The 25,847-nt window shown below is 64.6% G+C and carries 25 protein-coding genes (1 of these 25 cut by a window edge); 9 read left to right on the top strand and 16 right to left on the bottom strand.

From position 1 onward, the window contains the following. Positions 1-34: 34 nt before the first annotated feature. The 6 genes from repC to hutU all read left to right on the top strand — a co-directional run bounded on the left by repC (position 35) and on the right by hutU (position 7,965). Positions 35-1,195: a plasmid replication protein RepC gene (gene repC / locus AC0IPL_RS11430; RefSeq protein WP_474274601.1), complete on the top strand. Its 1,161-nt coding sequence runs from the start codon at positions 35-37 to the stop codon at positions 1,193-1,195. A 137-nt stretch (positions 1,196-1,332) separates the two neighbouring features. Continuing rightward, positions 1,333-2,658: an MFS transporter gene (locus AC0IPL_RS11435; RefSeq protein ID WP_474274603.1), complete on the top strand. Its 1,326-nt coding sequence runs from the start codon at positions 1,333-1,335 to the stop codon at positions 2,656-2,658. 147 nt (positions 2,659-2,805) lie between these two features. Beyond that, positions 2,806-3,984: an imidazolonepropionase gene (hutI, locus tag AC0IPL_RS11440; RefSeq protein WP_474274658.1), complete on the top strand. Its 1,179-nt coding sequence runs from the start codon at positions 2,806-2,808 to the stop codon at positions 3,982-3,984. Next, positions 3,981-5,504, top strand: a complete 1,524-nt coding sequence (gene hutH, locus AC0IPL_RS11445; RefSeq protein ID WP_474274605.1) for a histidine ammonia-lyase — start codon at positions 3,981-3,983, stop codon at positions 5,502-5,504. Before hutI ends, hutH begins: the two co-directional genes overlap by 4 nt. Further along, positions 5,501-6,286 carry an N-formylglutamate deformylase gene (gene hutG, locus AC0IPL_RS11450; RefSeq protein WP_474274607.1) on the top strand — a complete coding sequence of 262 codons (786 nt, stop codon included), beginning with the start codon at positions 5,501-5,503 and terminating at the stop codon, positions 6,284-6,286. Before hutH ends, hutG begins: the two co-directional genes overlap by 4 nt. Beyond that, positions 6,283-7,965 (top strand): urocanate hydratase, encoded by a 1,683-nt coding sequence (gene hutU / locus AC0IPL_RS11455; protein WP_474274609.1) that lies wholly within the window; start codon positions 6,283-6,285, stop codon positions 7,963-7,965. Before hutG ends, hutU begins: the two co-directional genes overlap by 4 nt. Positions 7,966-8,056: 91 nt before the next feature. Here the strand turns inward: hutU and AC0IPL_RS11460 are convergent, their stop codons facing one another. The 13 genes from AC0IPL_RS11460 to AC0IPL_RS11520 form a co-directional block, all read right to left on the bottom strand. After that, the gene (locus tag AC0IPL_RS11460) at positions 8,057-8,752 is read right to left on the bottom strand and encodes an RraA family protein (RefSeq protein WP_474274610.1); all 696 of its coding nucleotides are present in this window, start codon (positions 8,750-8,752) and stop codon (positions 8,057-8,059) included. After that, positions 8,752-9,444, bottom strand: a complete 693-nt coding sequence (locus AC0IPL_RS11465) for an alpha/beta fold hydrolase (protein WP_474274612.1) — start codon at positions 9,442-9,444, stop codon at positions 8,752-8,754. The genes AC0IPL_RS11460 and AC0IPL_RS11465 overlap by 1 nt, the downstream gene beginning before the upstream one ends. Before the next feature lie 58 nt (positions 9,445-9,502). Beyond that, a complete protein-coding gene (locus AC0IPL_RS11470) occupies positions 9,503-10,462 on the bottom strand; it encodes a cupin domain-containing protein (protein ID WP_474274613.1) in 960 nt (319 codons plus the stop codon). A gap of 156 nt (positions 10,463-10,618) precedes the next feature. Beyond that, positions 10,619-11,593, bottom strand: coding sequence for a nuclear transport factor 2 family protein (locus AC0IPL_RS11475; protein WP_474274615.1), 975 nt, complete (start codon positions 11,591-11,593; stop codon positions 10,619-10,621). Further along, entirely contained in the window at positions 11,590-12,609 is a 1,020-nt protein-coding gene (locus tag AC0IPL_RS11480) for a LacI family DNA-binding transcriptional regulator (RefSeq protein ID WP_474274616.1), read from the bottom strand. The genes AC0IPL_RS11475 and AC0IPL_RS11480 overlap by 4 nt, the downstream gene beginning before the upstream one ends. Next, positions 12,609-13,376 (bottom strand): SDR family NAD(P)-dependent oxidoreductase, encoded by a 768-nt coding sequence (locus AC0IPL_RS11485; RefSeq protein WP_474274618.1) that lies wholly within the window; start codon positions 13,374-13,376, stop codon positions 12,609-12,611. The genes AC0IPL_RS11480 and AC0IPL_RS11485 overlap by 1 nt, the downstream gene beginning before the upstream one ends. Position 13,377: 1 nt before the next feature. Further along, positions 13,378-14,433 (bottom strand): ester cyclase, encoded by a 1,056-nt coding sequence (locus AC0IPL_RS11490; RefSeq protein WP_474274620.1) that lies wholly within the window; start codon positions 14,431-14,433, stop codon positions 13,378-13,380. After that, on the bottom strand, positions 14,430-15,743 hold the full coding sequence (hisD, locus tag AC0IPL_RS11495; RefSeq protein WP_474274622.1) for a histidinol dehydrogenase: 1,314 nt from the start codon (positions 15,741-15,743) through the stop codon (positions 14,430-14,432). The genes AC0IPL_RS11490 and hisD overlap by 4 nt, the downstream gene beginning before the upstream one ends. A 10-nt stretch (positions 15,744-15,753) precedes the next feature. Then, positions 15,754-16,284, bottom strand: coding sequence for an ester cyclase (locus AC0IPL_RS11500; protein WP_474274624.1), 531 nt, complete (start codon positions 16,282-16,284; stop codon positions 15,754-15,756). A 136-nt stretch (positions 16,285-16,420) separates the two neighbouring features. After that, positions 16,421-17,341: a carbohydrate ABC transporter permease gene (locus AC0IPL_RS11505; protein ID WP_474274626.1), complete on the bottom strand. Its 921-nt coding sequence runs from the start codon at positions 17,339-17,341 to the stop codon at positions 16,421-16,423. A gap of 10 nt (positions 17,342-17,351) precedes the next feature. Beyond that, on the bottom strand, positions 17,352-18,383 hold the full coding sequence (locus AC0IPL_RS11510) for a carbohydrate ABC transporter permease (RefSeq protein WP_474274628.1): 1,032 nt from the start codon (positions 18,381-18,383) through the stop codon (positions 17,352-17,354). 67 nt (positions 18,384-18,450) lie between these two features. Then, complete coding sequence (locus AC0IPL_RS11515; protein ID WP_474274630.1) at positions 18,451-19,695, bottom strand: ABC transporter substrate-binding protein; 1,245 nt, start codon at positions 19,693-19,695, stop codon at positions 18,451-18,453. Between the two features lie 74 nt (positions 19,696-19,769). Beyond that, a complete protein-coding gene (locus AC0IPL_RS11520; protein WP_474274632.1) occupies positions 19,770-20,822 on the bottom strand; it encodes an ABC transporter ATP-binding protein in 1,053 nt (350 codons plus the stop codon). Positions 20,823-20,937: 115 nt separating this feature from the next. Between AC0IPL_RS11520 and AC0IPL_RS11525 the strand changes: the two genes are divergently transcribed. Then, positions 20,938-21,942: a nuclear transport factor 2 family protein gene (locus AC0IPL_RS11525; RefSeq protein WP_474274634.1), complete on the top strand. Its 1,005-nt coding sequence runs from the start codon at positions 20,938-20,940 to the stop codon at positions 21,940-21,942. Here AC0IPL_RS11525 and AC0IPL_RS11530 read toward each other — a convergent pair. From AC0IPL_RS11530 to AC0IPL_RS11540, 3 genes are read right to left on the bottom strand one after another with little or no spacing between them, the layout of a single operon-like run. Continuing rightward, a complete protein-coding gene (locus tag AC0IPL_RS11530; RefSeq protein WP_474274660.1) occupies positions 21,825-22,715 on the bottom strand; it encodes a sodium:solute symporter family transporter in 891 nt (296 codons plus the stop codon). The genes AC0IPL_RS11525 and AC0IPL_RS11530 overlap by 118 nt on opposite strands. Before the next feature lie 18 nt (positions 22,716-22,733). Then, positions 22,734-22,898 (bottom strand): sodium:solute symporter family transporter, encoded by a 165-nt coding sequence (locus AC0IPL_RS11535; RefSeq protein WP_474274636.1) that lies wholly within the window; start codon positions 22,896-22,898, stop codon positions 22,734-22,736. A 39-nt stretch (positions 22,899-22,937) separates the two neighbouring features. Further along, complete coding sequence (locus AC0IPL_RS11540; RefSeq protein ID WP_474274638.1) at positions 22,938-23,114, bottom strand: hypothetical protein; 177 nt, start codon at positions 23,112-23,114, stop codon at positions 22,938-22,940. A 695-nt stretch (positions 23,115-23,809) separates the two neighbouring features. Here AC0IPL_RS11540 and AC0IPL_RS11545 point away from each other — a divergent pair. Both AC0IPL_RS11545 and AC0IPL_RS11550 read left to right on the top strand, forming a co-directional pair. Then, on the top strand, positions 23,810-24,850 hold the full coding sequence (locus AC0IPL_RS11545; RefSeq protein WP_474274640.1) for an efflux RND transporter periplasmic adaptor subunit: 1,041 nt from the start codon (positions 23,810-23,812) through the stop codon (positions 24,848-24,850). A 10-nt stretch (positions 24,851-24,860) separates the two neighbouring features. After that, on the top strand, positions 24,861-25,847 hold the start of the coding sequence (locus AC0IPL_RS11550; RefSeq protein WP_474274642.1) for an efflux RND transporter permease subunit. It continues 2,055 nt past the right edge of the window; only the first 987 of its 3,042 coding nucleotides appear in the window; its start codon is at positions 24,861-24,863; the stop codon falls past the right edge of the window.

A 25,847-nucleotide genomic window follows, 5' to 3' on the forward strand; every position in this document is an offset into this window, starting at 1 on the left:
GGCGGGTATTTTTTGGCCTTTCGTGAAAATTGACATGGAAATGGCGTCCCAAACCTCATTTGGGCGGCTGGACCAGTGCGACCTGACGGTAGCGTCCCATGACAAATGGGACCTGCTGGCCGCGCTGACCCTTGCCGCTGCCGAATTCGATCTTGGCCATCGCACCTTGGGCGTGCTGAAAGCCTTGATGACGTTTCTGCCCAGCCGCGAGATCACCCCGCAGCGCCACAGTGCGATCGTGTTCCCCTCGAATCGCAAGCTGTCGGAACGGCTGAACGGCATGCCCGAGAGCACCCTGCGGCGTCATCTGGCGCGCCTGGCAGATCTCGGAATTGTCAGCCGTCACAATAGCCCCAACCGCAAACGCTACGCCCGTCACAGCGGCGGCGATTGCCAGCTCGCCTTTGGCTTTGACCTGTCGCCCCTGGCGGTGCACGCTGAGCAGATCCGCGATGCTGCACGGGCGGAAAAACAACGCACCGAACGCCTCGCCGTGCTGCGCGACCGGGTGGCTGTTCTGCGCCAGCAGCTTCTGGACTGTGCGCCGGACCACGCCGCGGACCTGCTTGAAACGGTACGCAAACTGCTGCGCCGCAAGCCCTGTGAAGTGGCCCTGTCCCAAGCGGAGGCCGATCTGACGCGCGAACTCGCCTGTCTGCGCCCGGTCACCGGGACGGCGCAGGACAAGCTGCCGACAAAAGAAATGAGCGGCAGCAACAGCCAGAATGAGCGGCACATACAGGATTCAATTAAATATGATTCTGACTCTGAAAAGAGGATTGTGCCCGACGATCCAGATCCGCAAACACCTGTGGTGACCGCAAAGCCTGGAAGCAGAGAAACGATCAGCCTCATTTCCGAGAGCAACCTAGCGACCCTGTTACAGGCCTGTCCTGCGGTGCAAGCCTATTACCCCGATCAACTGCAAAACTGGCAGGATGCCGACAGGGCGGCTGAGAAACTCTCGCCGATGATGGGCATCGACAGCCCGGTGCTGAACGACGCCCGCGCCGCCATGGGGCGCAAGAACGCCGCGACCGTGATCCTGTGCATGCTGGAGAAAGTCGGCACCATCCGCAGCCCCGGCGCCTACCTGCGGCGGCTGGCGCAAAAGGCCCGCACAGGGCAGTTTTCGCCAGCGCCGATGCTGAATGCGCTGCTTCAGCGGCAGAGCCGATCCGCGATTGTCAGCTGACAATTCACGGTCCCGCCCCGGCGCGCCCACGGCATTTGCGCAGGCGCTGGTCCCTCGGTGACAAAATTGTCAGCTGACAATTTTTCTGGCAGCCTGATCCGCAGAGCGTGAAAAGACCCAGCAAAAGAGGTCAAGCAATGTTGGCGATCCTGCGAAACCGCACCTACCGGCACCTGTTTCTGGCGCAGGTGGTTGCCCTCAGCGGCACCGGACTGGCCACCGTGGCGCTTGGGCTGCTGGCCTATGATCTGGCCGGGCCGCGCGCTGGCATCGTGCTTGGCACGGCCTTGACGATCAAGATGCTGGCCTATGTCACCGTCGCCCCGATTGCCGCGGCCCTGGCCGAGCAGCTGGACCGGCGGCGAATGCTGGTGATGTTGGACCTTTTGCGCATGGCAGTGGCCATCTGCCTGCCCTTCGTCAGCGCGGTCTGGCAGGTCTACGTGCTGATCTTCCTGCTGCAAGCGGCCTCTGCCGGCTTTACCCCTGCGTTTCAGGCCAGCATCCCGGATGTGCTGCCGCAGGAGCGCGATTATACCCGCGCGCTGTCCCTGTCCCGCCTCGCCTATGAACTGGAGAGCCTGGCCAGCCCGACCCTGGCGGCGGGGCTGTTGCTGCTGGTCACTTTTGACCACCTGTTCTGGGGCACTGCCGCAGGCTTCGCGGCCTCGGCCCTGTTGCTGCTGACAATCACCCTGCCCTCACCTGCGCCCAAGGCGCCGCGCCCGATCTATGAGCGCACCACCCGCGGTATCCGTAATTACCTGCGCACGCCCCGCCTGCGCGGCTTGCTGGCCCTCAGCTGGGCGGCGGCGGCGATCAGTGCGATGGTCATCGTCAACACGGTGGTGCTGGTGCGCGCGCAAATGGGACTGGGAGAAAGCCAGATGGCACTGGCCCTGGCGGCTTTTGGCGGCGGCTCAATGCTGGTCGCACTGGCGTTACCGCGGCTGCTGGAGCACCTGCCCGATCGTCGGGTGATGCTGACGGGTGCGGAGTTGGGCACCGCGGTGTTTCTGGGGCTGGCGCTGGTCGACCTGCTGGACGGCCTGACCTTTGGGCTGCTGCTGCTGGGCTGGACGCTGAGCGGTGCGGCCTACAGCGCCATCCTGACCCCCGCGGGCCGGGTGTTGGCGCGCTCGGCCCATGCGGCGGACCGCCCGGCGATCTTTGCCGCGCAGTTCACCTTGTCCCACGGCTGTTGGTTGCTGTTCTACCCGTTGTCAGCTGGCCTAATGGCAGGTTTTGGGGCCACCGCGGCCTTCGCGGGTCTGGGGCTTATGGCAGGGCTTGGCGTGTTGGCCGCCCTACGCCTGTGGCCACAGGACAGCGACGCGCCGCAACTCCACAGCCACCCGGATCTGGCACCGGACCATCCGCATCTGCACGGCAGCCATACCCACGCGCATCCGATCATCATCGACGATCTGCACCCCAGGATGCCCCCGCAGGCGCCTGAGTGAAACCCACCTGCCCTGCACTTTTATGACTAGACATAATCTCCAATTTCCGTAGTTTATTTCAAAACGGACAATAAGGGGAGTCGCAGGACCGTGACCGCTGATGACAAGACGGGGAACTATGTACTGACTGGTGCGCGGCTGGCCACGATGGCCGGGGCAGAGAGCGAAAGCGCAGCGCCCTATGGCCTGGTCAAGGATGGCGCTATCGCCGTTTCTGACGGCCAGATCGTCTGGGCGGGTCCGCGCGAGGAATTGTCAGCTGACAATCGCAGCTGGCCGCAGCGCGATCTCGGCGGGCGGCTGGTGACACCGGGTCTGATCGACTGCCACACCCATATCGTCTTTGGCGGCAACCGGGCGATGGAGTTTGAAATGCGCCTGAATGGCGCGTCTTATGAAGAGGTCGCAAGGGCAGGGGGCGGGATCGTCTCCACCGTGACGGCCACCCGCACCGCATCGCTGGAGGATCTGGTGCAGGACGCGCTGCCGCGTCTGGATGCGCTGATCGCGGAGGGGGCCACTGTGGTCGAGGTGAAGTCCGGCTATGGGCTGGACCGCGAAACGGAGCTGACGATGCTGCGCGCCGCGCGCCGTCTGGGCGAGTTGCGTCCGGCCACGGTCAAGACCACCTTCCTTGGTGCCCATGCCACCCCGGCCGAATTCAAGGGCCGCGATGACGCTTATATCGACGAGGTCTGCATCCCCGCCCTGCGCGCCGCCCATGCCGAAGGGCTGGTCGACGCGGTCGACGGCTTCTGCGAAAACATCGCCTTTGCCCCTGCGCAGATTGAGCGGGTGTTCAAGGTCGCGCAGGAGCTGGGCCTGCCGGTGAAATTGCATGCCGAACAGCTGAGCCACCAGGGCGGCACGGCGCTGGCGGCGCAGTATGGCGCATTGTCTGTGGATCACGTGGAATACGCCAATGAAGAGGACGCCAAGGCGATGGCCGCGAGCGGCAGTGTCGCGGTGATCCTGCCCGGTGCGTTCTATACCATCCGTGAAACCCAGGCCCCGCCGATTGAGCAGTTCCGCAAACACGGCGTGCCGATGGCGCTGGCGACCGATTGCAATCCCGGTTCGTCGCCGCTGACCTCCTTGCTGCTGACGATGAACATGGGCTGCACCCTGTTCCGCATGACACCCGAGGAGGCGTTGGCGGGCGTCACCCGCAATGCCGCGCGCGCGCTGGGGCTGACGGACCGTGGTCAGATCGCCTCCGGCATGCGCGCCGATCTGGCGGTCTGGGATGTCGAGACCCCGGGCGAGCTGGCCTATCGCATCGGCTTCAACCCGCTTCACATGCGCATTCATGAGGGCAAAGAATGATCCAGATGATCCCCGGAACGGTGACGCTTGCCACCCTGCAGGACGTCTACCGCAACCTGACCCCCGCGCGGCTGGACGACAGTGCCCGCGCCCCGGTTGAAGCTGCCGCCCAGATGGTGGCCAACGCCGCCGCCGGTGACGAGGCCGTCTATGGCATCAACACCGGTTTTGGCAAACTCGCCTCGACCAAAATCGCGCCCGAGGACACCGCGACGCTGCAACGCAACCTGATCCTGTCGCATTGCTGCGGGGTGGGGGAGGCGTTGCCGGAAGACAAGACCCGGCTGATGATGACGCTGAAGCTGCTGTCGATGGGCCGGGGTGCTTCGGGCGTGCGCTGGCTGGTGATCGAGCAGATCGAACAGATGCTGGAACGCGGCGTGGTGCCGGTGATCCCCTCGCAGGGTTCTGTCGGCGCATCGGGCGATCTGGCGCCGCTGGCGCATATGGCGGCCGCAATGATCGGGGCAGGGGAGGCCACCTATGACGGCACCCGCATGCCCAGTGCCGAGGCGCTGGCAAAGGCCGGGATGCAGCCGATTGTGCTGGGGCCGAAGGAAGGCCTGGGGCTGATCAACGGCACCCAGTTCTCCACCGCCTGCGCGTTGGCCGGGCTGTTCGATGCTTGGCGGATGGCCGAGGCGTCGATGGCGATTGCCGCGCTGAGCACCGACGCCATCATGGGCTCCACCGCGCCTTTGATTGCCGACATCCACACCCTGCGCGGCCATGCCGGGCAGATCGACGTGGCGCAGCAGATGCGCGACATCATGGCAGGCTCCGAAATCCGCGAAAGCCACCGGGAAGGCGACAGCCGCGTGCAGGATCCCTATTGCATCCGCTGTCAACCTCAGGTTGTTGGCGCAGCACTGGATGTGTTGCGCATGGCGGCCAAAACGCTGGAGATCGAGGCGAATGCCGTCACCGACAATCCGCTGGTGCTGGTGGATGAGGGGCGCATCGTCTCGGGCGGCAACTTCCATGCCGAATACGTGGGCTTTGCGGCAGACCAGATCGCGCTGGCCGTGGCAGAGATCGGCGCGATTGCGCAGCGCCGGGTGGCCTTGATGGTGGATCCGACGCTGAGCCACGATTTGCCGCCGTTCCTGACCCCCAATCCGGGGCTGAACAGCGGCTTCATGATTGCCGAGGTGACCACGGCGGCGCTGATGAGCGAGAACAAACATCTCGCCAACCCCTGCGTGACGGATTCCACCCCGACGTCGGCCAACCAGGAAGATCACGTGTCGATGGCCGCCCATGGCGCGCTGCGGCTGGGGCGGATGAACGCCAACCTGTCGGTGATCCTGGGCGTTGAAATGCTCTGTGCCGCGCAAGGGGTCGAGGCCCGCGCACCACTGCAAACCTCTGAACGGCTGCAAGGCGTGCTGGGGCTGCTGCGGGCGGACATTCCCGCGCTGGTGGATGACCGGTATCTGGCGCCGGACATCGAGGCCGCGAGCACCATGGTCCGCGAGGGCCGCGTTGCGGCGGCGGCAGGCGTGGAGGTGGCGGTATGATCGAGGTCAGCACAGGTTCCTCGCCGCTGGTTCTGGGGCTGCCCCACACCGGCACCGATGTGCCACCCGAGGTCTGGGAGCGCCTGAACGAGACCGGCCGCGCGCTGGCGGATACCGATTGGCATATCCACGACCTTTACGATGGCTTGACGGAGGACGTGACCACTGTGCGCACGCCGATCCACCGCTATGTGATCGACGTGAACCGTGATCCCGCCGGGGTCAGCCTGTATCCGGGCCAGAACACCACCACGCTGGTGCCGCTGACCGATTTCGACGGGCTGCCGATCTGGCGCGCGGGGCAGGCGCCGGACGAGGCGGAGATCACCCGACGCCGCGAGACCTATCACGCGCCGTATCACGCGGCGTTGATGGCGGAGCTGGAGCGGGTGAAGGCGATCCACGGCTTTGCCATCCTGTACGATTGCCACTCGATCCGCGGCGACATTCCGTTCCTGTTCGAGGGCCGCCTGCCGGATTTCTGCATCGGCACCAACGTGGGCGAAACCTGCGATCCGGAAATCGAGGCGATGACCGTGGCCCGCTGCGCGGCGGCTGAGGGCTATACCTCGGTGCTGAATGGCCGTTTCAAGGGCGGCTGGACCACCCGTCATTATGGCCGCCCGGCGGAGGGGCTACATGCGATCCAGATGGAACTGGCGCAGGCCACCTACTGCCAGGAAAGCCCGCCCTGGACCTATCTGCCGGAGCGCGCGGACAAACTGCGCGCCCATCTCACCAAAATTCTGACTGATCTGAAAAACTGGAGACCCGCAGCATGAGCGATCCCCGTAAAAACTCCCGCGACATTTTCCCGCCCACCGGCACGGAGCTGAACGCCAAGTCCTGGATGACCGAAGCGCCGCTGCGGATGATGATGAACAACCTGCACCCCGACGTGGCGGAAAACCCGCATGAGCTGGTGGTCTATGGTGGCATCGGCCGCGCCGCGCGCACCTGGAAGGATTTCGACATGATCGTCGAGAGCCTGAAAAACCTGGAGGAAGACCAGACCCTGATGGTGCAGTCGGGCAAGCCGGTTGGCGTGTTCCAGACCCACAAGGACGCGCCCCGCGTGCTGATCGCCAACTCCAACCTGGTGCCGCATTGGGCCAATTGGGACCACTTCAACGAGCTCGATAAGAAGGGTCTGATGATGTACGGCCAGATGACCGCTGGCTCGTGGATCTATATCGGCACCCAAGGCATCGTGCAGGGCACCTATGAGACCTTTGCCGAGGCGGGTCGCCAGCATTTCGACGGAGATCTGACCGGCAAATGGATCCTGACCGGTGGTCTGGGCGGCATGGGCGGCGCGCAGCCCTTGGCAGCGGTGTTTGCCGGCGCCTGCTGCCTCGCGGTGGAGTGCAACCCCGACAGCATCGATTTCCGCCTGCGCACCAAATACCTGGACGAGAAGGCCGAAACTCTGGACGAGGCGCTGGAGATGATCGAGCGCTGGACCAAGGCGGGCGAGGCGAAATCCGTGGGCCTTCTGGGCAATGCGGCGGATGTGTTTGCCGAGCTGGTGGAGCGCGCCAAGGCGGGCGGCATCCGCCCCGACATCGTGACGGACCAGACCTCGGCCCATGACCCGGTGAACGGATATCTGCCGCAGGGCTGGACCATGGCCGAGTGGAAAGAAAAGCGCGAAACCGACAAAAAAGCGGTGGAGAAAGCTGCCCGTGCGTCGATGAAGGTGCAGGTCAAGGCGATGTGTGACTTCCACGCGATGGGCATCCCCACCGTGGATTACGGCAACAACATCCGCCAGATGGCGCTGGAGGAGGGGCTGGAGAACGCATTCGACTTCCCCGGTTTTGTGCCCGCCTACATCCGCCCGCTGTTCTGCCGTGGCATCGGCCCGTTCCGCTGGGCAGCACTGTCGGGTGATCCGGAGGACATCAAGAAGACCGACGCCAAGATGAAGGAGCTGTTCCCGGAGAACGAGGGCCTGCATCGCTGGCTGGACATGGCGCAGGAGCGGATTGCCTTCCAGGGCCTGCCGGCGCGGATCTGCTGGATTGGTCTGGGCGATCGCCACAAGGCGGGTCTGGCCTTTAACGAGATGGTCAAGAATGGCGAACTGAAGGCTCCGGTTGTCATCGGCCGCGACCACCTCGACAGCGGCTCCGTGGCCTCGCCCAACCGCGAGACCGAGGCGATGATGGATGGCTCCGACGCGGTGTCCGACTGGCCGCTGCTGAACGCGCTCCTGAACACCGCCTCGGGCGCGACCTGGGTGTCGCTGCATCACGGTGGCGGCGTTGGCATGGGCTTCTCGCAGCACTCCGGCGTGGTGATCTGCTGTGACGGCTCCGAAGATGCGGCGCGTCGCATCGGGCGGGTTTTGTGGAATGACCCGGCGACGGGCGTCATGCGTCACGCGGATGCGGGGTATGACATCGCCAAGGATTGCGCCCGCGAGCACGGGCTGAACCTGCCCGCGATCCTCGACTGACGCTAAAAAGAAGAGGCTGAAGCCCGAACCGGGCTTCAGCCTTTCTGGTTGTGATTGGTTAGCGCGTGTTCGGTTGCGGACACGTGTCGGTTCAGGTGCGCGCAGCCTCAAAGGCCTGCCATGCACGCTCAAAGGCATCGAAATCGAAACCGGGTTGGCGGGCTGGCTCCAACACCAGTTTTTCGGTCTCCAGAAGTTTCTGAATCGCCTGTTCGAGGTCTGGCACCACCTCGGGCGGGATCACCAATGCGCCATGGCGGTCGGCATGCACCAGGTCGCCGTCATGGATGGTCAGTCCAAAGATGGAGACAGGGGTTGCGACCTCGCGCACGTGCACGAAACCGTGGCTGGGGCCAATGGAACCTGCCACGACCGGGAAGCCCCCGGGCAGATCGCCAAGATCGCGCATCACGCCATTGGTCAGGGCACCGCTGATGCCAAAGCCCTTGTGGACGGTGGTGTTGATCTCACCCCAGTACGCCCCGATGCAGTCGGGGTAATCCAGATCCTCGACCACGGTGACGGCGGGACCGGAGGCCGTGGCCATGTGCCGGTAGTACTCCATCCGGCGCTTGCGGATCACCTCCGGCGGTTCCTCCGGCGGGGCCACCGCGGCGATCTTGGCGGTGCGGGCATAGCCGACCATGGCGCCCGCATCCGGGTCGGAACACAGCATGGTGCCGCGGGTGAAGGCATCGAAGCCGCGCTTGCCCTGCGCCACCTCGATGGCGTTGCAGACGGTGGGGGTGTCGACGGATTTCAGCAGGGACAACAAGGTATCGTTCATCAGGCCTCCAGCCAGCGCGCCAGCGCTGCATTGGTGTGTTGCGGTTGTTCCAGCGTCGGCAGGTGGCCGGCACCGTCGATGATGTCCAGCGTGGCGCCGGGGATCAGCCCGGCCATCAGCTGGTGGCGTTCCAGCGGGCACAGCTGGTCGTCGCGGCCGCAGAGCACCAGCGCCGGAAGATCTGCCGAGGCGAGCGTTTCGCTCTGGTCAGGCCGGGCCATCAGCGCCTGTGATTGGTCCAGAAACACATCCGGCCCAAGCGCCAGCGCCATGTCCAGGCAGAGGTCCAGAACTTCCGGCAGCTCATGTGACGGCGACAGGTAGTTGGGCATCACCTGCTGCTGCATCACCGAAGCCAGCCCACCTGCGCGCACCTCTGCCATCTGCGGCTGGCGGCGTTCCTTGACCTCATCCTTCTCGGCCAGCGGGTTGGTGTCCAGAAGCGCAATACGACTGACCCGGTCAGGTGCCTGGCGCAGGATTTCCATTGCGACGATGCCGCCCATCGACAGGCCGCACAGGGCAAAACGCGGCGGCGCAGTGTCGAGAATGGCGCGCGCCTTGTCGCTGATGCTGCCGGACTGCGTTAAAGTGGCAAGATGCAGATCGTGATGAGCGGAAAACGCTGCGATCTGCGGGGTGAAAAGCCGGGCGTCACACATCATGCCCGGAACCAGAACAAGCGAGGTCATCCGGTCTCCTCCGAAGGGGCGGTGGTGCGGGGTAGCCCGAAGGCCACCCCGCGCGAGGTCAGCCTTGCCAGGTGGCGCCGGCCGGATCGTCGGTTGCGACCACGCGGTAGAGGCTGGCTTCGCCGGTCATCGAGGGTTCAAGCTCATAGCTCTCGCCGGGCAGCAGCAGCGCGGTGTCGCCGGGGTTTAGGATGGTCTCCACCCCCTCGGCGCGCAGCTGCCAATGGCCGCGTACCGGCATCAGCACGTTGGGCTTTTCACAGGCAACCGGGGCACCATCCAGCGAGCCGCGGGTGAGGAACTCGACCTCGAAGCCGGGCCGGTCCTTCAGCAGCCCGTCGGCACCGATCACCTTGGCCGGTTTGTCGCGGGCCAGCGCCATCAGATCCCAGTAGCGCGCCACGTAGTCGCGCACCACGTTCTCTACCGGCACTTCCAGGAAGGCCTTTAGCTGTTCCTCGGTCAGCAGCGGCATCGGCTTGATGGCGTCGGGCAGGCTCTGACCCTTCTTGCTGTCGTAGAGCACCCCGTTTTCGCCCAGCACCAGCCCGTGGGCGCTGGCCTCCTCGATCACCTGGGGCGCCCAGGTGACGCCGCCGCCGGCATCGTCGCCACCTAGGATGGCCATGATCATCCCGTAATCCGTGCCGACGTTTTCGAACCCGCGGAAGATGCCGGTGGGGATGTTGAAGATGTCGCCTTCTTCGGCGATGAATTCACCGGCGTCACCGTGGCGGCCCCAGAAGAAGCGCCAGCGCCCTTTCAGCACGAAGAAGACCTCGGCCGTGGTGTGGCTGTGCAGCGAGTTGCGGCACTTCGGCGGCTGGCCTGCTGCGCCGATGTTGAAGCCGATCTGGTCTGTGATGTGGACGTGCTGGTCGGGCGATTCCGACACCCCGCCGCCGATGATGGTGAAATTCTCCTTCTGGTCCGATCCCGGCGTGTGGGCGTCGATAAAGGCGGTCTTGCAGGGTTTCAGCTCGCCATAGCGGACGATGCGCTGCTGGAGGGTGGTCATGTCTGGTATCCTTCTGAAATCTGGTATGAAACGGCCGGTTCAGCCCGCCCGGCCGGGCGGGCGGTTGTTCAGCCGCCGGGCGCGCAGGCTGGCGCGGTGGGCGTGAAAGCGCCGCGCCGCCTGGCTGGCGTCCAGAGAAAGGGCACCGGGGGGCATTCAGAGATCGCCGGTTTGCAGCAGGATCTGTTTCCAGACCGCGGTTTCGTCAAACAGCGAGTATTCGCGGCGCAGTCCCCAAGGGCCGAACTCGGCATGGCTGGCGCCGAGGATGAACACATCCGCCCCGGTTGGTTTGCCAAACACCCCCCAGCCGTCATGCGTGCCGTGCAGCGTCCAGCGCAGGGCGGCGCGTGGCGGCATCATCGGATCATCGCGGCCGATCTGGTGGTGGATCTTGAACTGAGCATTCGGGAAAGACGCACGCAGCCCCATCCAGAAGCGGTCCACCGGACCCCAGCTGTGGCCCGAGACGCCGCCGGGATACTCTGACAGCACGGCGCGGTCATACTGTTCCTCGATCACACGCATGTCGGCGTTCATGATCCGGGTCAGGGTGTCGGCGTATTTCTGGCCCCATTCGTTGTCGTTGCCGTGGCCTTTGTAGGGGCCGGGCTGATCGTTGGCGGGGGTGTAGGGCTGCACGCAGTTGTCCGGCCCACCCTCGCGCGCGATCAGGTCGCGGGCATACTCCTTGGGCTCCCAGCCCATCTGCCGCACGATGGCCCCCTGGTCGCGGATCAGCCATTCGTCGTTGATCTGGTTGTTGATCGCATGGCAGTCTGCAAGGATGCGATAGGTCAGCGTCTTGCCGGTCGCCTTGCCGTAGACCCCGTCGCCCAGATGGGTGGCGGTGGACAGCAAACGGTGCGAGGACAGCATGCCTTCCTCCGGGGTTCCGGACCAGATCACGTCCTCGCCAAGGAGGGTGCGGTCGGGGAATTCGGCCAGCGTCGCCATGGTGGCGGCGATCACGTCCTGATTGCCCACCACCACCGAGGAGGGCGAGCGCACGACGATGTCGGGCGCGTAGTAATCATGCAGCGTGGCGATGCCGCGATCTTCCCAGATTTCCTTGGTGATGCCAATGATATAGTCTGGGAAGTCCTTGAACTTAGGGTCAAATCCCTTCATGTCTTCCATCCTTCAGGTATGCGGGCAGAGCCGCGAACGATTAACGGTCCGTCGATCTCGACCCGGCGCGGGCGCACGTCGGCGTCCTCGATCTTGGCCAGGATGATGTCGACGGTTTCGGCCACCATGCGGTTGGCGGGCTGCCGCACGGTGGTGAGGTTGTAGGTGGGCCAGGCGGCGACGGTCACATCGTCGTAGCCGATGACCGAGACGTCCTCGGGCACTCGCAGGCCCAGTTCAAAACGCAGCGTGTCCATCACCGTGATCGCCATGTGGTCGTTGGCGACAAAGACTGCATCGGGTGGATCCTGCGCGAACATGCGGCGGGTGGCGTCCTGGGTCTGTTCGGTGACAAAATTGCCGACCTCGCGGGCGTGCAGCGCCAGTCCGGCGGCGGCCAAACCGGCCAGAAACCCAGCCTCTCGGTCGCGCTGGGTCGAGGCGCCCTCCCAACCAGCGATATAGCCGATCTTGCGATGACCGCCTGCGATCAGGAATTCGGCTGCCTTGCGCCCGCCGGCCAGGTTGTCAGAGGTCACCGCCGACATCGAGGGATCATCCTGGGCGCGGTTGAACAGCACCATCGGAACACCCGCCGCCTGGCAGCGCGCCGACAGGTCGGAGGACAGCGCCACCGACGCGGCGATGATGCCGTCGACCTGGAAATCGAGGATTTCCTCGACCACCGTGTCGATGTTGCCCGCGGTGTGCGAGGCCATGAAGACCAGCACGTGATAGCCACGCGCCTGCAAGGCGTTGGTCAGTTTCTCCAGTGCCTCGGGGTAGAACTGGTTGTTCAGATAGGCCACCACCAGCCCGATGATGCCGCTTTTGCCGGAGACCATGGCGCGGGCGAGCACATTGGGCCGGTAGCCCAGCTGCTCGGCCGCCTGGCGCACCTTCTCGATGGTTTTCTTGGAGGCGGATGCGCCGGGGGTGAAGACCCGGCTGACCGCGGACTGGCTGACGCCCGCAAGCCGGGCGACGTCCATGGATGTGACCTTGCTTGTTGCCATCAGTCTGCCGTCCAACCTCCGTCGACCATCATGGCGGTGCCGGTGACCAGCGCCGCGGCATCGGAGGCGAGGTAGACGACCGCGCCCATGATGTCCTCGACCGCGCCGGGGCGGCCGAGCTTGATCTTGTCCAGCACCCAGGCGCGTTTGTCCGGGTCCTCGAAGGTGGGGCGGGTGAGGTCGGTCAGGATGAAGGTCGGGCAGACGGTGTTGATGCGGATCTTGTGCGGGCCGAATTCCAGCGCCATCGCCTTGGTGAAGCCCTCGACTGCGAATTTCGACGCGCAATAGACCGCGCGGTCAATGCCGCCCACATGGCCCATCTGGCTGGAGATGTTGACGAGCGAGCCGGGCCGCTCCGCCGCCAGCAGGCCCTTGGCCACCGCCTGGGTCAGGAAATAGGCGCCGCGGACGTTCACGTCCATCACCGCGTCGAAGTCTTCGGCGGAGGTGTCCGTGGCCTTGCCGTGGCGGGCCAGACCGGCGGAGTTGACCAGGATGTCAAACGGGCCGTTTGCGGCCACGCCTTTTGCCGTAGCTTCGATATCGGCGATGTCCAGTTGCAGCACGCGGGCCGTCCAGCCGCGTGCTGCCATCTCCCCGGCGATCTCTTGCAGGGCGTCGGTGCGGCGGGCTGCAAGGGTGACCTCGGCCCCCTGTTCGGCAAGGGCGACGGCGCAGGCCATGCCGATGCCGGAAGAGGCGCCGGCAACCAGGGCGCGTTTGCCGCTCAGGTCGAAACTGGGGGTGCTGGGGAAGGTGGGCATGTCAAACCTCGCTGACAGGGAAGGGGATCTCGCCAGCCACGCGGGCCTTGTTGAACTCGCGCAGGCGGGCAAAGACATCTACGCCCAACTGCCGGTAGGCGTCCAGAATGTCCACCGTGACCCAGTTTTCCCGGATCTTGCCGTTCTCCAGCCGCCAGAAGTCCAGCGAGCGCATGCTGATGCGCTGGCCCGAGGGGGCAATGCCCATCCAACCGTCGTGGGTGACGGTCTGGATCATGTTGGGCCAGCCGGTCACCGCCGCGTAATCACCATCGCCGAAGAAGTGATAGGTGATCTCGTCCAGGTATTGGCCGCGGTCGGGCATGCCGTTCAGGAACGGGATCTGGTGCCAGTTGCGGAACCCCGCGATGCCACGGCCGGTGCCGATGCCCGCAGGCCCGTACCAGTTCATCCGCTCGTGCCAGAAGCGCGGCATCTCCATCACCTCCGGGCCGCCCTGGCTCGGGTGTTTTTTCAGATGGTTCAGCATCTCGACGATATGGCCGCAGGAGGCCTGCGACTTTTCCTCGTCCCAGGGGCCGGGGACGATGCCATCCAGCGTCGCTGGGCCGGGGATGCAGAACTCCAGTCCCAGCGAGGGCGCCATCGGCCAGGCCTTGGCCTGCATCATCACCTCGGGGATATCCCAGATGGTCTGGATCTCGACCACGCGGCCTTCCTCGAAGCGGTAGAACTCGTGGAACCGCATGTGGGTCAGGTGCCCGGTCGGCGGGATGTCCAGCCAGGGCCGCACGAAGGTGCCGTAGTAGTGGCCGCCGCAGCCGACCCAGTCGCCGCCATGTTCGGTGCGCCCGCCCATGACGATCCAGTCACGACGCTCGAGGTCCGGCATGGCGTGCAGCAGCGGGGCGTAGCAGGTGTCATACAGTTCTGCCGGGCCGGTCAGGTCGCCGAAGGGGTGGCACATATGCACCACCGCGTCGGGTGCGATCAATGTTTCCAACGCGGCGCGCACGCCTTGGTCGCTGAAATCGCGCATCGCCTCGCGCATCGGCGCGATTAGCGCCTTGTTCCGGGTGTGTGTGTCAGTGGTCATTCTGCTGCCTCTCCGTAAGCCACGTTCTTGCCGCCATAGCGGCGGACACGGATGTTGCACTGCTCGGCATGGCCGACGAAGCCTTCGAGCATGCACAGGCGCGAGCCATATTCGCCGATCATGGTTGCGGCCGCATCCGTGGTGACCTTCTGATAGCTGTGGGTTTTCAGGAACTTGCCGACCCACAAACCGCCAGTGTAGCGACCCGCTTTCTTGGTCGGCAGCGTGTGGTTGGTGCCGATCACCTTGTCGCCATTGGCGACGTTCGTGCGGGGGCCGAGGAACAGCGCGCCGTAGCAGGTCATGTTCTCAAGGAACCAGTCGTCGCGGTCGGTCATCACCTGCACGTGTTCGGAGGCGATGTCGTCGGCGACCTGCAGCATCTCATCATAGGTGTCGCAGACGATCACCTCGCCGTAGACTTCCCAGGAGACTTTGGCGGTGTCCGCGGTGGGCAGGATGCCCAGCAGGCGGTCGATCTCGCCCAGCGTGTCCTCTGCCAGCTTGCGCGAGTTGGTCAGCAGCACGCAGGGGCTGTTGTAGCCGTGCTCGGCCTGACCCAGCAGGTCGGTGGCGCACAGCTCAGCGTCGGCGGCGGTCTCGTCCGCGATCACCATCGTTTCCGTCGGGCCTGCAAACAGGTCGATGCCGACGCGGCCGAACAGCTGGCGCTTGGCTTCGGCCACAAAGGCGTTGCCGGGGCCGACCAGCATATGCACCGGGTCGATGGTCTCGGTGCCGATGGCCATGGCGCCGACGGCCTGGATGCCGCCCATCACGTAGATTTCATGCGCGCCGCCCAGATGCATCGCGGCGATCACCGCCGCATTGGGCTTGCCTTGGAAGGGCGGCGTGCAGGCGATGATGCGCGGCACGCCGGCCACCTTGGCGGTGGCGACGGACATATGCGCCGAGGCGACCATCGGGAACTTGCCGCCCGGCACGTAGCAGCCGACCGACTGCACGGGGATGTTCTTGTGGCCGAGGATCACGCCGGGCAGGGTCTCCACCTCGATGTCCAGCATCGAGTCGCGCTGCGCTTGGGCGAAGTTCATCACCTGCTCTTGCGCAAACTTGATGTCGGCCAGCTCGCGGTCGCTGAGCGAGGCGATAAGATCGTCGATCTCCTGCTGGCTGAGGCGGAAGCTTTCCGGGCTGTAACTGTCGAACTTCTCGCTGAGCTCGCGCACGGCGGCGTCGCCGCGGGCCTCGATGTCCTTCAGGGTGGCTTCGACCACGGCGCGGGTCTTGGCGTCATCTTCGGCGCGGTCGGCGTCAGACTTGCCGCGTTTCAGGTATTCGATGGTCATGATCTGGTCCTCAGTGTTCGGGACGCGGCGGAGTCTTCTCCCCGCGGTCAAAAGCTTCCCAGCCCTCGCCGTTGAACAGGTCAACGCCGAGCTGGGCGGCGACATGGGCGAAATCGACGTTCACCCAGTTGTCGACGATCTTGCCGTCCTGGACCTTCCAGAAATCCATGTAACGGATCTCGACCCGCTTGCCGGTGGGGGCGATGCCGAGGAAGGTGCCTGAGTGGGTGGCTTCCTGGCGGCCAAAGGCGGCGGCCCATTCGCCCATGTAGAGGCGGGCCTCGTCGATGCAGGTCTTGTCGGAGAAGGCGGCCTGGAAGGGGCGCTGCCAGTTGTCCTGAAACTCCTTGAGCCCGGTCTTGGTGCCGCAGCCCTGGTTGCCGATCCAGCGAAAGCTTTCGGAGAAGAATTCGCCGATGTCGCTGATGCGGTGGTCGTTCAGCCCGTCCACCATGTTCTCGATCACGCGGCGGGTTTCTTCGGTCTTGCTCAGGTCCGTGTCTTTGGTCAGCACGGCTTGTTCGGGGCGGGAGCCTTTCATGCTCTGATCCTTAATCTAGTTGCCAAGGGATGATGTGTTCAGACGGGGAGGAGACGGCCGTCCGTCAAAAAATCCCTTGGCATCCGGTTGAGCGCCGGGTGGCGCCCAACGGCATTGTGTCGTGCGGCACTACTCATCAGCCCTTCACCGCGCCTGCGGTCAGGCCGCTGACGATCTGGCGCTGGAAGAACAGGATCAGCACGAACAGGGGCGCTGTGGCAGAGACCACGGCGGCAACGGCGTACATCACCTTGCCCTCGACCTGCGTGGTGCCCAGGAAGCTGTTGATCGCGGGGATGATGGTCTCATTCTCGGAGCTGAGCAGCATCGCGGTCACCGCAAAGTCGTTGTAGGCAAGCAGGAAGCTGAACAGGCCGGTGGTGATGACGCCGGGCCACATCACCGGGATGATCACATGCCGGAAGGCCTGGAAGCGGGTGCAGCCGTCGACCATGGCGCTTTCGTCCATGTCCTTGGGGATGTTGAGGAAGAAGGAGTGCAGCATCCACAGGGTGAAGGGCTGGTTGATCGCCACGAGCACGATGATGGTGGTCGGCAGGATGCCCCAGATGTTCCACTCGAAGAACGGCAGCAGGTAGCCCGAGACCAGAGTGATATGCGGCATGGCGCGGAACACCAGCGCGGCCATCAGCAGCCAGAAGGCGTAGCGGCGGCCGGAGCGGGCGAGGGCGTAGCCGCCAAGCGTGCCGAAGGTGAGCGAGATCACCACGGTGAAGAACACCACGATGCCGGAGTTGATGACGTTGCGCCAGAACGCCTCGTCCACCCAGGCGCCGCGATAGCCGTCGAGGGTAAAGGCGCCGCCGGTCTGCTGGATCGTGTTGACGCCGTAGAGGGCGTTCTGCCAGTCGGTCTTGGAGAAGAAGTCCGACTGCACCTTGAAGCTGCCCCAGAAGGTCCAGAGGAAGGGGAAGGCGGCGATGATCAGCCAGATCGCCACCAGCGCCAGGGAGATCACGGTGAGCAGGGAGACGCGGGAGCGGGATTTCGCGCTGACGGCCGGGACAGCGATGCGGGGTTGTGCCTTGGTTGCCATGATCGTGCCCTCAGTGTGCTTTGCGGGAGAAGTCGCGCCATGTGCGGATCAGCACCGGCATCAGCAGGATGACCACGCCGATGATGGTCATCATCGAGGTCGCCCCGGCCGAGCCGTAGAGCGGATTGCCGCTTTCGCGCAGGTCGTTGTAGATGATCCAGCTGAGCGAGGTTGCGTGGGCCTCGGCCTTGAAGCTGACGATCGGCTCGAAGACGCGGAAGTTGTCCATCAGCAGCATCAGCGTCACGAAGGCCATCAGCGGTGACAGGTGCGGTACGATCACATGGATCATGCGCTGCCACTTTGACGCGCCGTCGATCATCGCGGCCTCCATCGTGTCTTCGGGCACGGTTTGCAGACCGGCATAGAAGGTGATGAAGCTGAACGGCAGCGTGTGCCAGATGCCGTAGACGATGAGCATGGTCCAGGTCAGCGCGGTGGAAGCCTTGAGGCTGAGCGAGGGGTCGTTGAACACCCGCTGGATGGTGGCGCCGATGACGCCGTCGCTGTCGACCATCCAGAACAGGATCAAGGAACCCACCAGCGGCGTCACCAGAAACGGCAGCAGCGAGATGAAGATCGACGGGCCCTTGAGGACGCGCGGCAGGTTGTTGACGCCGACCGCGATGGCGAGGCCAAGCGCGATGACCACCGGTGTCACCACGGCCGTATAGGTCAGGGTGAAGATCAGCGCGCGGTAGAAGGGCAGGTTGGAGACCTGCTTCCAGAACTGGCCGAAGGTTTCGCTGTCGGCCCAGGCCGTGCCGACCTCGGCAAAGGCCAGGTGCGAGCGGTTGATATAGGTGCCGAGCCCGTTGAACCGGCCCAGCGGCTGCTCTGCCTGCAATGCGGCGGTGGCCTCGGTATCCACGGTGGTGGTGGGCGAGCAGCCGAACGGGCCGCAGCTTTCGGAGACCACCAGAACCTGTTCATGCTCGACGAACAGCGACTGGAGGAACACCGAGACGATCGGCAACGCGATGAACAGCAGCATCGCGGAGAGCGTCGGCAGGATGAACCAGAAAAAGGTGCGGTGCTTCATGGCGGGCGTCTCAGTCTTCTGTCCGGAAAAGGTGAGGGGGCCGAGAGCCCCCTCCAGTCGGGGAGGTTTACTTGAGGAAACCGGCTTCTTTGGCCGAGGTCCGGTAGGCGGTCTCGACATCGGTCAGCGCCTGTTCCGCGCTTTCGCCGCCCTTCAGGAAGTCGGTCAGCTCAGAGCCGAGTGCCGCATGCAGCAGGCCGATCTGCGGGATCATCGGATAGGGCCGCGCCCCGCCTTGCACGGTTTCGGCCACGCCAGCGGCTGCCGGACCGGGCTGGAAACCGGGCAGCAGCCAGACCGCGTCGTCGTTGTTGGCGGCAACCATGTCGGGGGTGAGCCCGCTGATCAGCGCGGCAAAGGTCGCCTCGGCGTCCTCGTCCGGCACGTTGGCGGCAATCGAGATGCCGTCCCACCACAGCGTCGCCGCGGGGATCGCGCCGCCGCCCACGGTGGGGGCTGCGGACAGGACGGTGTTGGCGGTCACCTCCTCGGAGGAGCCTTCGTCATCCAGGATCGGCGCGCCGCGCGAGCCCCACATGATGCCAAGCGCCGCCTGGCCGGATTCCCACAGCCCTTGCGTTTCGTTGGAGGCATGGGTCAGGTGGTCCGGGTGGGCGTATTCGACCAGCGCCTTCATGGTGTTGAGCGCGGCGATGCCTTTCTCGTTGTTGATCGAGGGTTCGGCGGAGCCCGGGGCGAAGAATTCGCCGCCGTGGCCGAGGTAGATCATGTTGAACACTTCGCCGACGTTCCAGCCGGTTTGCAGGTTCATCACCAGCGGATGCTCCATGAGGCCCGCGGCGCGGATCTTCTCCGCCGCTTCCAGCAGCTCTTCATAAGACGTGGGAACGGCGGAAACGCCCGCCTGCTCCAGAATGTCCTTGCGCGAGTAGAGGTGCTGCGAGTTGGCCATGAAGGCCACTGCCATCACGTTGCCGTCGATGGTAATCAGCAGGTTGGGCGGAATGCTGTCCTTGTACTTTTCCACCAGATCGTTCAGCGGCCGCACCAGACCGTCGTTCATCAGCTGGGTCAGCGTGGCGTTGGCCAGGATCACGGAGGTGTATTCCGCCGGGTTCGGGGTCAGCGCCGCGTTCATGATCTGGCGTGCCTCGGTGGTGTGGTTGGCGGTGAATTCACCGGCGGACGCGGCGCAGTTCGCTTTGGCGGCCCCCACCACCGCGTGGATCGCGGGAAAGTCGCTGGCGAGGATGCGGATCGACTGGCCCTCGGGGCCGCAATCGGCGGCAAGCGCGGCCGACCCCATGAGCCCGGCCATCAGTGAGGCGGCGGCAAGTCTTTTTAGTAGCATGTCATTCTCCCTGTTTGTTTTTACGTCATCTGGGGTCGGGGCCGGGGCGTCTGCGCCGACCCGATGTGGGGCGGCTAGCCGCCGATCCGCGCGCCGGTCTGACCGTCAAACAGGTGGCAGATGTGCTGTGGCACGGTGATCGAGACCATCTCGCCAATCTCGGCGCGAAAGCTCTTGTCGGCCTTGACCGAAACCAGCGCCCCGCCGACGCGCACCGAAATCATGGTGGCGTCGCCCAGAAGTTCCATGGTGTAGATCGGCGCGTTGATCTGGCCCTGGCCGGGCGCCGCAATCTCTGCGTCCTCGGCCCGGAAGCCGAGGGTCAGCGGACCGTCGGGCGCGGTCAGCCCGGTGATGTCCACGTGTTTCGCACGGAAGGTTCCGCCCTGGATCTCGCCTTCCATCAGGTTCATCGCCGGGTTGCCGATGAAGCTGGCGACAAAGGTGTTGGCGGGCCGGTCGTAGATCTCTGTCGGGCTGCCGACCTGTTGCACCACGCCCTTTTTCATCACCACGACGCGGTCGGCCAGCGTCATCGCCTCGATCTGGTCGTGGGTCACGTAGATCGTCGTCACAGCCAGCTCGTGGCTCAGGTTCTTGATCTGGGCGCGGGTGGAGACGCGCAGCTTGGAGTCGAGATTGGACAGCGGCTCGTCCATCAGGAAGACATTGGGTTCGCGCACGATGGCACGGGCCAGGGCGACGCGCTGGCGCTGGCCGCCGGACAGCTCCGCCGGCTTGCGGTGCAGGAAGTCGTCGAGTTCGACCATCGCCGAGGCACGGCGGACCTTCTCGTCGTGGGTTTTGGGGTCGATGCCCCGGACTTTCAACGGGAAGCGGATGTTCTCGTAGACGTTCATGTTGGGATAAAGCGCGTAGGACTGGAACACCATCGCCACGTCGCGGTCCTTGGGGTCCATGTCATTGACGCGCTGACCGTCGATCAGGATGTCGCCCTCGCTGGCGTCTTCCAGCCCGGCGATCATCCGCATGGTGGTGGTCTTGCCGCAGCCGGAGGGGCCAAGCAGAACCAGGAACTCCCGGTCCGCGATGGTCAGGTCGAAATTGTCGACCCCGATGAAGGACCCCCAGCGTTTGCCGACGTTGCGCAGTTGAATCTCCGCCATGAACTCCCCTTGCCGGCTATCACCGGGCGCTTTTGCATACGATTGCAAATAAGGTAGACTCGCCGGTGAGTTTTTGGCAAGACTTTTTTGCAGACGTATGCAGGGAGCGTTTCACATGTCGGATTTTGCAGCAGAAAAGCAGGTTGTCTTGGGGCTTTACGCCGAATTGGAGGCAGCAGAGGGGGCCGGGGTCGGCACGGTGCTGTCGCGCTACTACGCCTCGAATCACATTTGGCGCGGCTATCATCCGTTTGACGCGCAGCAGGGTGCTGACGCGGTGGCCGAGGTGTTCTGGCTGCCGTTGCGCAATGCGTTGCGGCACATGCAGCGGCGGCAGGATGTCTTTATGGCCGGCGCCAACGAGATGGACGGCTTTGACTCCACCTGGGTGGTGTCGATGGGGCATCTGATGGGGCTGTTCGATACGCCATGGCTGGGCATCGCGCCAACCGGCAAGATGGCGTTTCTGCGCTATTGCGAGTTCAACAAGGTCGAGAATGGCAAGATCACCGAGACGGCAATGTATTTCGACATTCCGCATCTGATGATGCAGGCGGGTCTGCATCCGTTTCCGCCGCAGACCGCCGCACATCTGGTGCAGCCCGGCCCGATGACGCATGACGGGTTGATGGTCACACCGCAGCCGCCAGAGGAGGGGGCGAAAACCCTGGCGACGATCAACGCGATGATCTCGGACCTCGGTCAGTGGAAGAGCGGGCTGAGCCTGGAGGACGAGCTGCGCCGGACCTGGGCAGACGACATGATCTGGTGGGGACCGGCAGGAATTGGCGCCACCTACACGATCGAACGCTACGCCAGACAGCATTCGGGGCCATTCCGGGCGGGGTTCACCGACCGGTCAAAAACCAGTCACGTCTGCCGCCTGGCCGAGGGCCATTATGGCGGCTTCTTCGGCTGGCCCAACTTCACCGCCCGGCCCAGCGGTGGGTTCATGGGGATGCCCGCAACCGACAAGGCCGGGGAGTTCCGGGTGATCGACATCTATCGTCGCGCGGGCGACAAGCTGGCCGAGAACTGGGTGTTCATCGACCTTTTGCACTTCTGGAAGCAGCAGGGTGTGGACATCCTGGCCCGGATGGCAGAGGTGCCGCGCTCCTGAGCGCGGCCGCCCCGGCCGCCTTGGGGCGGGGTGGCTGTGGCGCCGGGGTCAGCCTGCCTTCGCCGTCGCTGCCGATTGGACGCCAGGGCACCGGCGGCTGTGCCGCGCTTCCAGAAGAGGGCACCAACGAGGGCTGGCACGGTCACCACCAGCCCCGCAGAGGCCGCAACGGACAGGATCGAGATCAGGCTCAGCTCCAGCGCCGCAAGGCCGAGGGCAAGGATGGAGATCACCGGGCTCACCAGTTTGCCGACCAACAGCTGCCGGTGATCGGTCCGCTCGCCGCCGAGGTTGCCATAGACGTCGCGCGCCGGCATCGACGACAGCGTCAGCAGGATCGAGACGATGGTGGAGATCGCCGCGGCCAGAATACCGACCATCACGATCACCCCCAGGATGGCGACGATGGAGGAGGCAACGATCATCACCAGCGCCTGCAGGCTGTCGGTCCACATGACCGAACGGATGCCCGCCACATAAGAGAAGGAGATCGCCAGCGCGGTTGCGATCAATAGGCCGGTGCCAAAGGAATTCGCGCCGTCCGACATGCCGGATACGAGGTAGCCCACGCCCGACAGCTGCACGGCAGAATAGGGGATCAGGAAAACGCAGCTGACAATCGCCGCCGCGCGTGCAACCCAGCGGCTGCCATAGCGCGCACCCAGCATCTCTGATGGGGTGACGAAGCCGTATTTCTTGCCCGCCGTCCAAAAGCGCGGACCAAAAATGGCGACCAGAGAGACGCCGGCAAAATAGACGATTTCAATCCCCAGCGCGCCGACGCCGCCCTTCTAGGTCAGCCCGGCAAGGCCAACCACCATGTAGGCGGAACAGGTGGTGGCGGCATAGCTGAGGGCCGAAATCACCCCGCCCATGCGACGCCCGCCCAAAAAGTAGTCCGACATGGTGGAGGATGTGCCGCTCCGCGCCGCCAGCGCCACGACGAGGGAAATCACCGCATTGGCGGTGATACCGTACCATATAAAGGAGGGGGCTCATTCGTCATCCTCCTTGAAGGACGCGGTTGCCAGTGCGTTCAGCACGATGATGGCCACACCCGCAAGGGTCCAGAAAAGAAAGGCACCGGTCCAGCTCGGCATGTCGCCAAGCAGGCCGTAAGGCACGGCGTAACAGGCCAGAATGACCAGCCCCAGGGAAACTTTACGAAGCATGGATGTGCGCTCCCGTGGGGGCGGTGTGTATTGTGGCAGGGTTCCTGAGCGCACCGCCGGAGTGTTGGATCTGCCGCGTCGCCAGTGCAGAGGCGGCGCCTCGCTGATGCCGCGTCGCGGGCCGGTCTGCCGAGCCGGTCCGTCGACGAAGGGGCGCGGACGCGTGATAGATTTGCGCTGGACGGCGCCCCTTTTGTGCGGTCGCAGTGCTTGGTCAGGGAGCTGGGGCGATTTGCGCATCAGGCGGGCCTGAGGGGTAACCGAAGGCGACCGCCTTGTTGTCAGCCTCGGGCTCCAGGGTGAATTCCGGTCGCTCCAGACGGAATGCTGCCGCGATCGAAGGCGGGTGATGCTGTTTTTGCAAACCTTCCGATAGCGCGGGCCCTGCGCCGCGACCCGGTGGCCCGGGCTGGTATGCACCCGGCGCGCAAGGTCTACCTGTCGTTGGGGGCTGACGTAAGGTCCGCCATTGACGCGCATATGTGCAGGGTCCCCATTCTGGGTGAGCTTGGCTGACGGCGGGCGCTGCATCGCAGAATTGTGATCTTGTTCACAGGATTTTCTGCGACCATGCAATAAGGAGCGAGCGTTCGTGGCCCGATTTGCGGCCAGTCGGCCGAAGGCTGGCCGAACACCGCGGCCATGAAGCAAGTCAATACGCGGGACAGCCCCCGCATCCGGAAAGAGAGTTACAGATGCATTGGAAGAAAAATCTTGCCCTGAGTCTGGGAGTGTTTCTTCTCTCCTCCGCAGCGCTGGCGCAGGCGCCGCTGAAACCGGTCAAGCTGCTGCAAACCTCTGCGCAGGCCCTGCTGCTGGAACGGCAGTTTTTTGGCCAGGTGGCCGCCAAGCAGACTGTTGATTTGGCGTTTCAGGTTGGCGGCCAGATCGTGAAGTACCCGGTCGTCGAAGGCGCTACGGTGTCCGCGGGCGGGGTGATTGCCCAGCTTGACCTTGAACCGTTCGAGTTGCAACTGGAACAGGCCCGGCTGCGCAAGGAGCAGGCCGACCGCACCGTGGTGCGGCTGGAAAAGCTGGCCGGCACCGTCAGCCAGGTCTCGATCGACGACGCCGAAACAGAGGCGGGCCTGGCCCGCGTTGCCCTGCGCGATGCCGAATACGCGCTGGAACACGCCACGCTGAACGCGCCGTTTGACGCGCTGGTGTCGCGCCGCGAGGTCGAACAGTTCACCACCATCAGCGCCGGCACCCCGGTGGTGCGTCTGCATGACATGTCGGAGCTGCACGTCAAGGTCGATGTGCCCGAGGTTCTGTTCCAGCAGGCCGACGAAAGCGACGTGGTGACGATTTCGGCGCAGTTTCCCGGCCAGGATACCGAATACCCGCTGGAAATCCTGGAATATGACGCCGAGGCCAGCAGCATTGGCCAGACCTACCGGGTGACCCTGCGTCTGGAGCCGCCTGCCGACCGGCAGATCCTGCCCGGCGCCTCGGCCACCGTGAGCGTGCGGGTCGACACCGGCGATGCGGCGATCCGGGTGCCCGCCACCGCGCTGGTGATTGCGGCCAACGGCGACACCGGGGTCATGGCCTTTGATCCGGCCGATGCCGCCGAAGGCACTGTCACCTGGACCCCGGTTCAGGTCCAGGCCACCCAGTACGGCGATTTCCGCATCACGGAGGGTCTGGCCGGTGGCGAGGAGATCGTGCTGACCGGCGGCGGTGCGCTGGAGGATGGCCAGAAGGTCAGCCGTTTTACCGGCTTTGGCAACTGAGGGCTGACGGATGGACATTGCACGCGGGTCGATCAACCGGCCGCTCTATACCTGGATCATCATGCTGGCGGCGCTGCTGGGCGGCATCTGGGGCTTTTTCAACCTCGGCCGTCTGGAAGATCCGGCCTTCACCATCAAATCCGCCGTGATCTCGACCCAATACCCCGGGGCCAGCAGCGAACAGGTGGCGCTGGAGGTCTCTGAACCGCTGGAATCCGCAATCCAGAAGATGGGGCAGGTGAAACGGATCACCTCGGTCAACCGGCCGGGCCATTCGCTGATCGAAGTGGAGATGCAGGACACCTATGACGGCACCGAGCTACCCGCGATCTGGACAGAGTTGCGCGCCGAGATCCGCGATGCCGCCCGGCAGCTGCCGGACGGGGTCAGCCAGCCTTTTGTGAATGACGGCTTCGGCGATGTGTTTGGCCTGTTTTATGCGGTGACGGCGCAGGGGTACACCGACGCTGAAAAACATGAACTGGCCACCTTCCTGCGCCGCGAACTGCTGGCGGTGGACGGGGTTGCCGATGTGGAGATCGCGGGCCTGCCCGAGGAGGCCATCTTTGTCGAGCCGCGAATGGCGGTTGCGGTCAATCAGAATATTCCGATCGACGCCATCGGCAATGCGCTTGCCACCGCCAACTCGGTCCGTTCGGCGGGCAGTCTGGATTCCGGCCCCGCCGACACCCGGCTGACCGCGCCCGAAGGATCGGATTCCGTGAGCGCCATCCAGGGGCTTGCCATCGGCTGGCAGGGCGAGGTCATCAACGTGATCGACATGGCAGATGTCCACCGCGGCCGCGTCGACGACCCAGACCTGATCATCCGCCATGACGGGGTAGAGGCCTTTACCCTCGGCATTGCCGGGATCGCCTCGGAAAACATCGTCGAGGTCGGCAAGAACGTCGACGCCAAGCTGGCCGCGCTGGACGGGCAGATCCCCTATGGTGTCGATCTCAAGCCTATCTACCAACAGCATGTGGTGGTCGAGCAG

Source organism: Leisingera sp. SA32, from assembly GCF_056033425.1.